15 protein-coding genes are annotated in these 13,098 nt (G+C 74.2%); 14 read left to right on the top strand and 1 reads right to left on the bottom strand.

Translation table 11 applies throughout. The annotated features are described in order from the left end of the window. The first annotated feature begins 7 nt into the window (after window positions 1-7). The 7 genes from AFE02nite_RS05415 to whiG all read left to right on the top strand — a co-directional run bounded on the left by AFE02nite_RS05415 (window position 8) and on the right by whiG (window position 6,148). Window positions 8-772, top strand: coding sequence for a ribonuclease HII (locus tag AFE02nite_RS05415; protein ID WP_146819175.1), 765 nt, complete (start codon window positions 8-10; stop codon window positions 770-772). Beyond that, window positions 769-1,092, top strand: a complete 324-nt coding sequence (locus AFE02nite_RS05410; RefSeq protein WP_034246793.1) for a DUF2469 domain-containing protein — start codon at window positions 769-771, stop codon at window positions 1,090-1,092. The genes AFE02nite_RS05415 and AFE02nite_RS05410 overlap by 4 nt, the downstream gene beginning before the upstream one ends. Before the next feature lie 111 nt (window positions 1,093-1,203). Beyond that, window positions 1,204-1,560 (top strand): YraN family protein, encoded by a 357-nt coding sequence (locus AFE02nite_RS05405; RefSeq protein ID WP_034246795.1) that lies wholly within the window; start codon window positions 1,204-1,206, stop codon window positions 1,558-1,560. Continuing rightward, entirely contained in the window at window positions 1,557-3,095 is a 1,539-nt protein-coding gene (locus tag AFE02nite_RS05400; RefSeq protein ID WP_034246798.1) for a YifB family Mg chelatase-like AAA ATPase, read from the top strand. The genes AFE02nite_RS05405 and AFE02nite_RS05400 overlap by 4 nt, the downstream gene beginning before the upstream one ends. Next, window positions 3,092-4,258 carry a DNA-processing protein DprA gene (gene dprA, locus AFE02nite_RS05395; RefSeq protein WP_034246800.1) on the top strand — a complete coding sequence of 389 codons (1,167 nt, stop codon included), beginning with the start codon at window positions 3,092-3,094 and terminating at the stop codon, window positions 4,256-4,258. The genes AFE02nite_RS05400 and dprA overlap by 4 nt, the downstream gene beginning before the upstream one ends. A gap of 92 nt (window positions 4,259-4,350) precedes the next feature. After that, on the top strand, window positions 4,351-5,283 hold the full coding sequence (locus AFE02nite_RS05390) for a tyrosine recombinase XerC (RefSeq protein ID WP_261765477.1): 933 nt from the start codon (window positions 4,351-4,353) through the stop codon (window positions 5,281-5,283). Window positions 5,284-5,287: 4 nt separating this feature from the next. Beyond that, entirely contained in the window at window positions 5,288-6,148 is an 861-nt protein-coding gene (whiG, locus tag AFE02nite_RS05385) for an RNA polymerase sigma factor WhiG (RefSeq protein WP_052113740.1), read from the top strand. 66 nt (window positions 6,149-6,214) lie between these two features. Here the strand turns inward: whiG and AFE02nite_RS05380 are convergent, their stop codons facing one another. After that, on the bottom strand, window positions 6,215-6,835 hold the full coding sequence (locus AFE02nite_RS05380) for a murein hydrolase activator EnvC family protein (protein ID WP_146819174.1): 621 nt from the start codon (window positions 6,833-6,835) through the stop codon (window positions 6,215-6,217). A 345-nt stretch (window positions 6,836-7,180) separates the two neighbouring features. Here AFE02nite_RS05380 and rpsB point away from each other — a divergent pair, with 345 nt between their 5' ends. From rpsB to AFE02nite_RS05345, 7 genes are all read left to right on the top strand, one after another. Further along, window positions 7,181-8,167 carry a 30S ribosomal protein S2 gene (gene rpsB, locus AFE02nite_RS05375; protein ID WP_146819173.1) on the top strand — a complete coding sequence of 329 codons (987 nt, stop codon included), beginning with the start codon at window positions 7,181-7,183 and terminating at the stop codon, window positions 8,165-8,167. A 34-nt stretch (window positions 8,168-8,201) separates the two neighbouring features. Continuing rightward, entirely contained in the window at window positions 8,202-9,041 is an 840-nt protein-coding gene (tsf, locus tag AFE02nite_RS05370) for a translation elongation factor Ts (protein ID WP_034246977.1), read from the top strand. Window positions 9,042-9,152: 111 nt separating this feature from the next. Further along, complete coding sequence (gene pyrH / locus AFE02nite_RS05365) at window positions 9,153-9,911, top strand: UMP kinase (RefSeq protein WP_034246979.1); 759 nt, start codon at window positions 9,153-9,155, stop codon at window positions 9,909-9,911. 50 nt (window positions 9,912-9,961) lie between these two features. Beyond that, window positions 9,962-10,519, top strand: coding sequence for a ribosome recycling factor (gene frr / locus AFE02nite_RS05360; RefSeq protein ID WP_034246981.1), 558 nt, complete (start codon window positions 9,962-9,964; stop codon window positions 10,517-10,519). Then, entirely contained in the window at window positions 10,519-11,376 is an 858-nt protein-coding gene (locus AFE02nite_RS05355) for a phosphatidate cytidylyltransferase (protein WP_052113761.1), read from the top strand. Before frr ends, AFE02nite_RS05355 begins: the two co-directional genes overlap by 1 nt. After that, window positions 11,373-12,536: a 23S rRNA (adenine(2503)-C(2))-methyltransferase RlmN gene (gene rlmN, locus AFE02nite_RS05350; RefSeq protein ID WP_146819171.1), complete on the top strand. Its 1,164-nt coding sequence runs from the start codon at window positions 11,373-11,375 to the stop codon at window positions 12,534-12,536. The genes AFE02nite_RS05355 and rlmN overlap by 4 nt, the downstream gene beginning before the upstream one ends. Beyond that, on the top strand, window positions 12,533-13,090 hold the full coding sequence (locus AFE02nite_RS05345; RefSeq protein ID WP_261765476.1) for a DivIVA domain-containing protein: 558 nt from the start codon (window positions 12,533-12,535) through the stop codon (window positions 13,088-13,090). The genes rlmN and AFE02nite_RS05345 overlap by 4 nt, the downstream gene beginning before the upstream one ends. The last annotated feature ends 8 nt before the right edge of the window (window positions 13,091-13,098 follow it).

Raw genomic sequence — 13,098 nt, 5'->3', positions numbered from 1 at the left:
GGCGCTGATGCCTCCCCGTCCGGACCTGCGGCACGAGCGGACCCTGCTGCGCGCCGGTGCCCGCGTCGTCGTCGGCATGGACGAGGTGGGGCGCGGGGCGCTCGCGGGGCCTGTGAGCGTCGGCGCGGTCGCCGTGGACCTCACCACGCGGGCGTGCCCCAAGGGCGTGGCGGACTCCAAGCTCCTGAGCGCCCTGGCGCGGGAGCGGCTGCTGCCGGCACTCGGGCGGTGGGGCACGGCCCGCGCCGTCGGGCACGCGAGCCCGCAGGAGATCGACGCCGTGGGCATCGTCGCGGCGCTGCGGCTCGCGGGACGGCGGGCGCTGGCGAGTCTGGGTGTCGTGCCCGACGTCGTGCTGCTCGACGGCTCGCACGACTGGCTCAGCGCGCCCCGGCAGCCGCAGCTGTTCGAGCTCGGTCCCACGGTGAGCCTGCCCGCGGACGGGGGTTTCGACGGCGTCGCGTTCGACGACGCGGCGTTCGGCGACGTCGTCGTGCACACGCGGGTGAAGGCGGACCGCACCTGCGCGTCCGTGGCGGCGGCGAGCGTGCTCGCCAAGTGCGAGCGGGACGCCCTGATGGTCGGGCTGGCCGCCGAGCACCCCGAGTACTGCTGGGCGGAGAACAAGGGGTACGGCGCACCGGAGCACCTGCAGGCCCTGCGCTCCCTCGGCCCGACGCCCCTGCACCGGCGCAGCTGGCGACTCCCGCTCGCCGTCGAGAGCGGGGCGGGGTCGGACGGCGACGTGCGATGGGCCATGATGGACGCGTGAGCGCGGAGGACCTGGAGAACTACGAGACGGAGATGGAGCTCGCGCTGTACCGCGAGTACCGCGACGTCGTGAACCTGTTCGCCTACGTCGTGGAGACGGAGCGCCGGTTCTACCTGGCGAACCAGGTCGACCTCCAGGTGCGGTCGGCCGCGGGCGAGGTCTACTTCGAGCTGAGGCTCAGCGACGCCTGGGTCTGGGACGTGTACCGCTCGGCGCGGTTCGTGAAGTCCGTGCGCGTCGTCACGTTCAAGGACGTCAACGTCGAGGAGCTCGCGAAGGCGGAGCTCGACCTCCCGGAGGGTGGCGGCTTCCGCCGCTGACCCGGTCTCGTCCACCGGGTGCCCCCGGCTCTCGCGTGCCCACAGGCGCCGCGGGCCGACGACGACCGCACGCCCCGCCGGGACCATCGTCGCCGGCGGAGGTGGTGCCGGGTGCGTGCCAAGGACGCCGTGGGGCGGTACGGGGAGAAGGTGGCGGCCGCGTTCCTCATCGAGCGTGGTTGGCGGGTGCTCGACAGGAACTGGCGCGGGCCTTCCGGTGAGCTGGACATCGTCGCGCTGGACGGCGACGTGCTGGTCGTCGTCGAGGTCAAGACGCGCACGGGGGACGGGTTCGGCCACCCGGCCGAGGCCGTGACCCCGGCCAAGCTCGGACGGCTGCGCAGGCTGGCCGGCCAGTGGCTGGCGAGCCACGAGGTCCACCCTCGCGGTGTACGGATCGACGTGCTCGCGGTGCGGGCCGGGGGCAGCGGTGCGGCACGGGTCGAGCACCTCGTGGGTGTGCAGTGACCGGCGCGCTCGGACGCACGACGGCCGTCTCGCTCGTCGGGCTCACGGGGCACGTGGTCGAGGTGGAGGCGCACCTCGCTGCGTCGATCCCCGGGTTCACCCTCGTCGGTCTCCCGGACGCCTCGCTGGCCGAGGCTCGGGACCGCGTGCGGGCGGCGATGACGAGCTCGGGTCTGCCCTGGCCCCAACGGCGGATCACGGTGAACCTGTCGCCGGCGTCGCTGCCCAAGGCGGGGTCGAGCTTCGACCTCGCCGTGGCCGTGGCGACCCTCGTGGCCGCCGGTACCTGCGACGGCGACGTGCCCTCGCGCGTCGTGCACATCGGGGAGCTGGGCCTCGACGGCAGGCTGCGACCGGTCCGCGGGGTGCTGCCCGCCGTCGTCGCGGCCGTCGCCGCCGGCCACCCGCGCGTCGTCGTGCCCGCGGGGAACGAGGCCGAGGCCCGGCTCGTGCCGGGCGCACAGGTGCGCGCGGCCGCCCACCTCGCCCAGGTCGCCGCGTGGTACGGGGCGGACGTCGAGGTGCCGGACATCGAACCCGCCCGCGCGGAGGTCGCGGAGAGCCCCGCCCACTCCGTCCCGGACCTGGCCGACGTCGTCGGCCAGTCGGCGGCACGGAAGGCGCTCGAGGTGGCCGCCGCCGGTGGGCACCACGTGCTCATGGTCGGGCCGCCGGGTGCCGGGAAGACGATGCTGGCGTCCCGGCTGCCCGGCCTGCTGCCCGATCTCGACGAGGCCGGGGCCGTGGAGGTGACCGCCGTGCACTCGGTCGCCGGCACGTTCCGCGCGACGGACGGCCTCCTGCGGCGCCCACCGTTCGAGGACCCGCACCACACCGCCACGCCGGCGGCAGTGGTCGGCGGTGGCTCGGGGGTGCCGCGGCCCGGCGCGGCCTCACGCGCGCACCGCGGCGTCCTGTTCCTCGACGAGGCTCCCGAGTTCAGCTCGGCCGTGCTGCAGACGCTCCGCCAGCCGCTCGAGCACGGGGAGCTGGTCATCCAGCGCGCCGGCGGCAGCGCCCGGTTCCCGGCGCGGTTCCAGCTCGTGCTGGCGGCGAACCCGTGCCCGTGCGGTCGCTCGGTCGGCAAGGGGATCGAGTGCAGCTGCACCCCGATGGCGCGCCGGCGGTACTTCTCGCGGCTGTCCGGGCCGCTGCTCGACCGGGTTGACGTGCAGCTCGAGGTGCTCCCGGTCACGCGCGTCGACCGCCTGCGCGCGACGCGCGGCGAGGCGACGGCCGTCGTGGCGGCTCGGGTCGCGGCGGCGCGAGCGGCCGCCGCGGCGAGGCTGGCCGGCACCGCGTGGCGGACCAACGCCGAGGTGTCCGGTGCCTGGCTGCGCGACCACACACCCCGCACGGCGGTGCACGCCGAGCTCGAGCGTGCCCTCGACGAGGGCTCCCTCAGCCTGCGTGGCCGGGACCGGGTGCTCCGCCTGGCGTGGACGCTCGCCGACCTGCGTGGCGGGACGAGCCCCGACGGCGGCGACGTCGGCGAGGCCCTGCTGCTGCGCACCCGCGGCCGGGTCGGCGGGTGACGGGGGTGGTCACCGACGCGCTCCTGATCGCTCGCGCGGCCTGGAGCCGCCTCGTCGAACCGGGCGACGCCGTCGCAGGCGCGCTCGTGGCGGCACTCGGTCCGCAGGAGGCCCTGGACTGGCTGCGCGGGCACGAGCCGCTGCCCGGCCTCGCGGCGGCGGACGGACGGGCCAGGGCAGCTCTGGGCGCAGCGGCACAGCGGTGGCGGACCCGGTTGCCGGACCTCGACGCCGCGCGAGACCTGGGCATGCTCGAGCGCGTCGGCGGCCGGCTCCTGGTCCCCGAGGCGCCCGGCTGGCCCCGAGGGCTGGAGGTCCTCGGATCCTCGGCACCGATGTGCCTGTGGGTGCGCGGCTCGCTCGCCGGGGAGGCGCTCGGCGCGGCGCTCCGGCGTTCCGTGGCGCTGGTCGGGGCGCGGGCGTGCACCGGCTACGGCGAGCACGTGACGGCCGAGATCGCGGCGGGCGTGGCGGCGCGGGGCTGGTGCGTCGTGAGCGGCGGGGCGTACGGCATCGACGCCGTGGCGCACCGGGCCGCGCTCGCGGGCGACGGGACGACGGTCGCCTTCCTCGCCGGGGGCGTCGACAGGCTCTACCCGGCGGGCAACACCGAGCTGCTGCGGGCGGTGGCGGACGCAGGTGCCCTGGTCTCCGAGGTACCCCCGGGCAGCGTGCCGGCCAAGGTCCGCTTCCTCCAGCGCAACCGGCTCATCGCGGCCGTCTCGGGCGCCACCGTCGTCGTCGAGGCCGCCTGGCGCTCCGGTGCGCTGAGCACCGCGCGGCACGCGGCGAGCCTCCTGCGCCCCGTCGGGGCGGTGCCAGGCCCGGTGACCTCGGCCTCCTCGGCCGGCTGCCATCGCCTCCTGCGCGACGGCGTCGCCGTCTGCGTCTGCGACACCGCGGAGGTGCTGGAGCTGGTGGAGCCGGTGCCGGCACCCGAACCACGCACCGACCCGCGCGCCGGCGACGGTCTGGACCTGGTCCTTCGGCGGACCCTGGACGCGCTACCCCTGCGCAGGCCAGCCCCGGAGGGCTCCGTGGCGCGCACGGCCGGCCTGTCGGAGCGGGAGGTGCGGGCGTCGCTCGGCAGGCTCGAGCTCGCCGGCCTGGCGGTCCGCGACGCGCACGGCTGGCGCCGGGCGAACCCGGATCGATCCCGATAAGTCGGTCAGAGGGGCGAAACGATCTTTCTCGAGCGGGTGAAGTCTGTGTGTGCCGTCTTGTGAGGAGACGGGAACCACGTCACGGTAGAGCCGTGCACCCAGCGGTGGCGGACGCGGGGGCGATGACCGGCGTCGAGGTCGTCGCCGCCTTCGCAACGCACCTCGAGCTGGACCGTGCGATGTCTCCCCACTCGGTGCGTGCCTACGCCGGTGACCTGCGCCACCTCCTTGCGTTCGCGGAGCGCCATGGTTGCGGGTGGCGCGATGTCGACCTCGCGCTGCTGCGGGCCTGGCTCGCGTCCATGGTGGGGGAGCAGCTCGCACGAGCCACGGTCGCGCGCCGCGGCGCGGCGGTCCGTTCGTTCTTCGCCTGGGCGCTCGCGGAGGGCCTCGTCGAGCGCGACCCGAGCGCGCGCCTGGTGACCGCCCAGCCCGGCACGCACCTGCCTGAGGTGCTCGGCGTGGATGCGGCTGCGCGCATGCTCGAGGTGGCCCGCGCCGGCGCGCTGGCCGACGGCGACCCCCTCGCGGTCCGTGACTGGACCACGCTGGAGCTGCTGTACGCGACAGGGGTGCGCGTGGGCGAGCTGGTCGCGGTCGACGTCGGCGACGTCGACCGGTCCGCCCGGCTCCTGCGCGTGATGGGCAAGGGCGCGAAGGAACGGGTCGTCCCGTTCGGGCTGCCTGCGGCCCGTGCGCTCGACTCCTGGCTCGAGGGCGCCCGCGACCGGCTGGTCACGGCCGACTCGGGCGCGGCGCTGCTGCTCGGCGTCCGGGGTCGGCGCGTCGACCAGCGCCAGGTCCGCGCGCTGGTGCACCGGGCTGCGCTCGCGGCCGACGTCGAGGACATCGCACCCCACGCGTTGCGGCACTCCGCGGCGACGCATCTTCTTCAGGGCGGGTCGGACCTTCGTAGCGTCCAGGAGATCCTCGGGCATGCGACACTGACGACGACACAGAGGTATACGCACGTCACGCCTGAGCGGCTGCGCCGCTCATACCAGCAGGCGCACCCGAGGGCATAGGAAGATGTCGACCCAACCGCGCGCGGAGCAGATCGCAGCCGCCGTCCGCCAGCCGGCGACGGTGGTGCCTCGGCCGCACGTCGAGGGCTCCGGCGAGGACGCCGTGGACCTCGTGTCGCTCTGGGCGGTCTTCAAGGAGTCCGGGGACCGCACGGCGCGCGAGCGCCTGATCCTGCACTACGCGCCCCTGGTCACCATGGTCGCCGGGCGGGTCGGCGCGGGTCTGCCGAGCACCGTCGAGCAGGCGGACCTCGTCTCGTACGGGATGTTCGGACTGATCGACGCGATCGAGAAGTACGACGCCGAGCGGGCCGTGAAGTTCGAGACCTACGCCTCGGCGCGCATCCGCGGCGCGATCATCGACGAGCTTCGGGCCATCGACTGGATCCCGCGATCCGTGCGGACGAAGGCGCGCGCCGTCGACCGCGCGTACGCCGAGCTCGAGGCCGAGCTGCGGCGCCAGCCCACCGAGCACGAGGTCGCCGACCGGCTCGAGATGGGGGTCGGGGAGCTCCGGGCGATCTTCACCCAGCTGTCGACCGTGAACGTGGCCGCACTGGACGAGCTCCTGGGCGCCGGCACCGAGCGCGGGGACTCCCTGAGCCTCCTGGACACGCTCGAGGACCACCACGCCGTCGACCCCGCTGCGACCGTCGAGGTCGCCGAGACGAAGGTGCTGCTCGCGCGGGCGATCGAGCGGCTCGGCGAACGCGAGAAGATCGTCCTGGTCCTCTACTACTACGAGGGCATGACGCTCGCCGAGATCGGCCGCGTGCTCGGCGTGACCGAGTCGCGGATCTCCCAGATGCACACCGCGGCGATGCTTCGCCTGCGCACCGCCCTCCAGGAGAGCGAGCGCATCTAGGCGCCCTGTTCGGCGGCAGTGCCCTGCGGCACTCCCACGTGGCGTCGGCGGTGACCGGCCGTCCCCTCACGGCCAGGGGAGCAGGACCACGGTCGCCCTGGCCAGCAGGTCGAGCGGATCGACGTACTCCCCGTCCCGTCGGACGCCCCAGTGCAGGCACGGCGTGCCGCCGCAGTGGCCACCGGCATCCCCGGGACCACCGGTGACTGCGAGGACGCCGACGGCGTCTCCCGCCGCCACGGGGGTGCCGACCTCGGCCACCTCCGACAGCGGTTCCAGGCTGGTCCGCAGCCCGTCGGCGCGCACGACCGTCAGGACCGTGCGCCCCGCCACGGGGCCCGCGAACTCCACCACGCCGTCGACGGGGCTGCGCACGACGGCGCCGGGCTCGGCACGGAGGTCGACGCCCCGGTGACCCGCGGACCAGCGCTCGGCGGGCCTGACGAAGAAGCGGACGACGGGCCCGTCGACCGGGAGCACGACGTCGCCGGTCACCGGCTCGATGGGCACCCGGGCGGCGGACACCGCTCCGGCTGACGCGGCGTCGGCAAGCGCAGCCCCGGCGCTCGGCCCGGGTGCGCCGAGCGGTCCCAGGAACGCGGTGGCGAGCAGCCCGATGACGAGGACGCGAGACGTGCGCCCGCGTGCCGGGCGCGGTGGCCGCCGGACGACGGACGGTGGGTGCATGACGGGAGCCTCCTGCCCGCGTGCGACGCGCGGGCGACCGAGCCGTCCGGGCGGTGGACGCCCGGCGAGCCCGGGACGCTGTGCACACCGCCGACCGACATCGGGGGCCCGCGCGTCCGGTAGCATGTGCGCTGCACTCGGCTCGCCGGGTGACATCGCGCGCCTTCCCACGTCCGGCCCCAGGGTCGGGCACGGGTGCCGACGGCGGTCCGTCCCTGCTCACGCGGGTGCGGTCGTCGGTGCCGGAGGGCGCCAGGGGTCGCGGCCACCCGGCCGGGACCGACAACCGAACCGCGGGACCTGAGCCCGCAGACGTCGCGCGGCCGTGCCGCGCCAGGAGGAACCATGGCCGTCGTCACCATGCGACAGCTGCTCGAGAGCGGCGTGCACTTCGGGCACCAGACCCGTCGGTGGAACCCGAAGATGAAGCGCTTCATCTTCACCGAGCGCAACGGCATCTACATCGTCGACCTGCAGCAGACCGTCACCTACATCGACCGTGCGTACGCCTTCGTGCGCGAGACGGTCGCCCGTGGCGGCACCGTGCTCTTCGTCGGCACCAAGAAGCAGGCGCAGGAGCCGGTGGCCGAGCAGGCCGCGCGCGTGGGCATGCCCTACGTCAACCAGCGCTGGCTCGGTGGCATGCTCACCAACTTCCAGACCGTCAACAAGCGTCTCCAGCGCCTCAAGGAGCTCGAGGAGATCGACTTCGACGACGTCGCGGGCAGCGGCTTCACCAAGAAGGAGCTGCTCATCATGCGTCGCGAGAAGGACAAGCTCGCGAAGACGCTCGGCGGCATCCGTGACATGGCCCGCGTGCCGGCCGCCGTGTGGGTCGTCGACACGAACAAGGAGCACCTCGCCGTCGACGAGGCCCGCAAGCTGGGCATCCCCGTCGTGGCGATCCTCGACACCAACTGCGACCCCGACCTGGTCGACTACGCGATCCCGGGCAACGACGACGCGATCCGCGCCGTCGCGCTGCTGACCCGCGTCGTGGCCGACGCCGTGGCCGAGGGCCTCATCGCGCGGCACTCGTCGGCGTCGTCCGAGGCCGCCGAGGGCGCGGCGCCCGCCGAGGCCGAGCCGCTCGCCGAGTGGGAGCGCGAGCTCCTCGCCGGCGCCGGTGACGCCGCTGCGGCCGTGACGCCGGCCGAGCCGGCTGCCGCCGAGGCTCCCGCTGCTGAGGCTCCCGCTGCTGAGGCTCCCGCCGCTGAGGCCCCCGCCGCCGAGGCCGCTGCGGCCGAGGCCGAGCCGGCCGCCGCTGAGGCGCCGGCTGCGGACGCCCCGGCCGAGGAGCCGGCCGCGGACGCCGACTCCGACGCCAAGTGACCCGACGCCCACCGACGAACGACAAGGACGTGTGATGGCGAACTACACCGCCGCTGACATCAAGGCCCTGCGCGAGAGCACCGGCGCGGGCATGCTCGACGTCAAGAAGGCTCTCGACGAGGCCGACGGCGACGTCGCCAAGGCCACCGAGATCATCCGGGTCAAGGGCCTCAAGGGCATCGCGAAGCGCGAGGGCCGTGCGGCCTCCGACGGTCTGGTGGCGGCGAACGTCGCCGACGCCGCGGACGGCCAGGTCGGCGTCCTCATCGAGCTCAACTCCGAGACGGACTTCGTCGCCAAGAACGAGAAGTTCATCGCCCTCGGCGACAAGGTGCTCGCAGCGGCCGTCGCCGCGGGCACCGACGACGTCGCCGCGGTGCTCGCGTCCGACGCCGGCGGCCAGACCGTCCAGGCCGCGATCGACGAGCTGGCTGCGGTCATCGGCGAGAAGCTCGTGCTGCGCCGGGTCGCCCGCGTCAGCGCGCCGCGCGTGACCGTCTACCTGCACAAGGTCAACAAGGACCTGCCCCCGCAGGTCGGCGTGCTCGTGGGCTCGGACGAGGCCGGAGCGGCCGTGGCGAAGGACGTCGCGATGCACATCGCCGCGTACTCGCCGACGTACCTCACGCGCGACGAGGTGCCCGCGGAGACGGCCGCCGACGAGCGCCGCATCGCCGAGGAGACCGCCCGCAACGAGGGCAAGCCCGAGGCCGCGCTGTCGAAGATCGTCGAGGGCCGCATGACCGGCTTCTACAAGGAGAACGTCCTGGTCGACCAGGCGTTCGCCAAGGACCAGAAGAAGTCGGTGGCGCAGGTCGTCGCCGAGGTCGGCGGCACGGTGACCTCCTTCGCGCGCTTCCGCGTGGGAGCCTGAGCGACAGGGTTGCGGCCCGCGCCCCTCGGGGTGCGGGCCGCTGTCCTACCCGCCGTCCGGCGGGACCAGCACGACATGGCACCGCCGGCGGCGGCGGAGGGTGGAGGAACAGTGGTCCAGGAGCCCGCTTCGCAGTCCGCGCAGGAGGCCGACCCGTCCCCGACCCCCCGGCGGGTGCTGCTGAAGCTGTCCGGGGAGACGTTCGGGGGCGGGCAGATCGGCCTGGCGCCCGACGTCGTCCGCCGCGTCGCTGAGGAGATCGCGGCTGCGGTGGGCGAGGGCGTGCAGGTCGCCGTCGTCGTCGGCGGTGGGAACTTCTTCCGCGGCGCCGAGCTGACCAAGCGCGGCCTCGACCGGGCGCGTGCCGACTACATGGGCATGCTGGGCACGGTCATGAACTGCCTGGCGCTCCAGGACTTCCTCGAGCAGGCGGGCGTGCAGACCCGCGTGCAGACGGCCATCGCCATGGGTCAGGTCGCCGAGCCGTACATCCCGCTCAAGGCGATCCGGCACATGGAGAAGGGCCGCGTCGTCATCTTCGGTGCCGGTGCCGGCCTGCCCTACTTCAGCACGGACACGGTGAGCGTCCAGCGGGCGCTGGAGACCCACTGCGACGAGGTGCTCATGGGCAAGAACGGGGTCGACGGCGTCTACACCGCCGACCCGCGCACGGACCCCACGGCCACGCGCTACGAGCAGCTGACCTACACCGAGGCCCTCGTCGACGGCCTCGAGGTCATGGACGCCACGGCGCTGAGCATGTGTCGCGACAACGGCGTGCGGATGCGCGTCTTCGGCATGGAGTCCCGCGGCAACGTCACGCGGGCGCTCCGGGGTGAGAGGATCGGGACGCTGCTCACCGAGGGCTGAGCGGGCGCCCGGCGTCCATCCGCGATGAAACTGATGAAGAAGGAGCACCGGTGATCGACGAAACTCTCCTGGCTGCCGAGGAGAAGATGGACAAGGCCGTCGAGGTCGCCAAGGAGGACTTCTCCACCATCCGCACGGGGCGGGCGAACCCCGCCATGTTCTCCAAGATCATGGTCGACTACTACGGCTCGCCCACGCCGCTGCAGCAGCTCGCGTCGTTCGCCACGCCCGAGGCCCGCACGGTCCTCATCTCGCCGTTCGACATGAGCTCGATGCGCGCGGTGGAGAAGGCGATCCGGGACTCCGACCTCGGCGTGAACCCGACGGACGACGGCAAGGTCATCCGGGTCGTGCTGCCGCAGCTCACCGAGGAGCGCCGGCGCGACTACGTGAAGCTCGCGAAGCACAAGGCCGAGGAGGCTCGCGTCGCCGTGCGCAACATCCGCCGGCACGCCAAGGAGGAGCTCGACCGCATCGCCCGTGACGGCGAGGCCGGCGAGGACGAGGTCGCCCGCGCCGAGAAGGAGCTGGAGACGCTCACCAAGCGCCACGTGGAGCTCGTGGACCAGCTCCTCGTGCACAAGGAGAACGAGCTCCTCGAGGTCTGATGATCGCCCCCACCACCGCCGAGGCCTCCGGGTCCGTGACGCCGTCGCGGGCCGGGCGCAACCTGCCCGTGGCCACGGCCGTCGGGCTCGGGCTCCTCGGGCTCGTGGGCGCCAGCCTCTGGTTCCGCAAGGAGGCGTTCGCCGTCCTGGCCGTGGTCGCCTGCGCGGCGGCTCTGTGGGAGCTGGCGCAGGCGTTCACGCGCCGCGGCGTGCACCTGCCGCTGCTCCCACTGGTCGTCGGCGAGGTGGGCATCCTCGTCTCTGCGTACACCTCGGGTCCGGAGGCGCTGCTGGTCGCCTTCCTGCTGACCGTCGGTGGCGTCGTTGTCTGGCGCGTGCTGGACGGCGGCGGGGCGCAGGCGCTGCGTGACGCGGCGGCCGCGGCCTTCGCCGCGGCCTACGTGCCGTTCATGGCCGGCTTCCTCATGCTGATGCTCGCCGCCCCCGACGGCGCGGAGCGCGTCGCGCTCTTCATCCTCCTCGTGGTCGGGTCCGACACGGGCGGGTACATCGCCGGCGTGCTGTTCGGCCGGCACCCGCTCGCGCCGTCGGTCAGCCCCAAGAAGACCTGGGAGGGCCTCGCCGGGTCGCTGATCCTGTCCTCGACCGTGGGTGTCGCGGGGATGGTGCTGGTGTTCGACGCCGCCCCGCTCGTCGGCGTCGCGCTCGGCGCGGCGTCCGTCGCCACCGCGACCCTGGGCGACCTGGCTGAGTCGCTGCTCAAGCGCGACCTCGCCCTGAAGGACATGGGTTCGCTGCTGCCGGGTCACGGGGGCGTCATGGACCGCATCGACGCGATGCTGCTCACGGCGCCGCTGGTGTACCTGCTCCTGCTCGCGCTGGTGCCGGTGGCATGACGCGACCGACGACGGCTGACTCGGCCACCGGCGCGCCCGCGCCCCAGCCCCCGGCGGCCCTGCCCCTGGTGCCCGCCCAGCCGCGGCGCGGCAAGCCGCCACGCCATCTCGCGGACCTGTCGGTCGCGGATCGTGCAGCCTTCGTCACCGAGCGCGGCGAGCCGGCGTTCCGGGCGAAGCAGGTGGCGACGCACTACTACGGCCACCTCACGGACGACCCGGCGGAGATGACGGACCTGCCCGCGCGGCTGCGGGGTGAGCTCGTCCCGGCGCTCCTGCCGACGCTCGTGACGCCGGTCCGCACCATCACCGCCGACGCCGGGGCCACGGTGAAGACCCTGTGGTCCCTGCACGACGGCGTGAAGATCGAGTCCGTCCTCATGCGCTACCCCGAGCGCGCCACGCTGTGCGTCTCGAGCCAGGCGGGCTGCGGGATGGCCTGCCCGTTCTGCGCGACGGGGCAGCTCGGCCTGACCCGCAACCTGTCCACGGCGGAGATCGTCGACCAGGTCCGACGCGCGGCGCGTGCCCTGCGCGACGGCGAGGTGGCCGGCGGCCCCGGGCGCCTGTCCAACGTCGTCTTCATGGGCATGGGCGAGCCGCTCGCGAACTACCGCGCGGTCGTCGACGCCGTGCGGCGTCTCGTCGCACCCGTGCCCGACGGCTTCGGGATGTCGGCGCGCGGGATCACCGTGTCGACCGTGGGCCTCGTCCCGGCGATCGACAAGCTGGCGGCCGAAGGGCTCCCGGTCACGCTCGCGCTCTCCCTGCACGCGCCGGACGACGAGCTGCGCCGGGAGCTCGTCCCCATCACCACGCGGTGGAGCGTCGACGAGGCGCTGGACGCCGCGTACCGCTACTACGAGCGCACCGGGCGGCGGGTCAGCATCGAGTACGCGCTGATCCGGGACATGAACGACCACGCCTGGCGCGCGCAGCTCCTCGCCCGCAAGCTCACCGAGCGCGGGCGCGGCTGGGCGCACGTGAACCCCATCCCGCTCAACCCGACGCCCGGTTCGGTCTGGACGGCGAGCGACCCGGAGGTCGCCGCGCGGTTCGTGTCCGAGCTGCGCGCGGCGGGGATCCCGACGACCGTGCGGGACACGCGCGGCAGCGACATCGACGGCGCCTGTGGGCAGCTCGCGGCGGAGGAGAGATGACGAAGACGAAGATGTTCCGCACGGTCGGCCGGCTCCGGTTCGGTTACGACCCGGACCAGGTCGAGACCTTCTTCACCCACGCCCGGCGCGCGTACGAGGGCGACCGTGTGGAGCCCCTGACCGGTGCGGACGTCCGGCGTGCGGCCTTCGACGTCGTGCGGGGCGGGTACGCCACCTCGAGCGTGGACGCCGCGCTGGACCGGCTCGAGCGCGCGTTCGCCGCCCGCCAGCGCTCCGAGTTCGTCGCGTCGCACGGCCAGCAGGCCTGGATGGAGCACGTCGCCGCCCAGGCCCGGACGCTCTACGAGCGTCTGCGGCGGCCGGACGGCGAGCGGTTCGCCCCGGCGCGCCGCGGAGAGCAGGCGTACGCGGCACAGGACGTCGACGCCCTGTGCCAGCGGCTCGTCGAGTACTTCGACAAGGGCACGCCGCTCACGTCCGACGAGATCCGGCAGACCACGTTCGGGCGTGCGCACGGCCACGGTGGCTACGCCGAGGGCCCGGTGGACGCGTTCTGCGAGCGGGCGGTGGAGGTCCTGCTCGGCGTCGAGTGACGGCCGAG

This window comes from Actinotalea fermentans, from assembly GCF_007991475.1.
GTDB classification, from domain to species: domain Bacteria; phylum Actinomycetota; class Actinomycetes; order Actinomycetales; family Cellulomonadaceae; genus Actinotalea; species Actinotalea fermentans.
The sequence above is the reverse complement of the archived record's forward strand: the minus strand, read 5'-3'. Positions and strand labels throughout refer to the sequence as shown.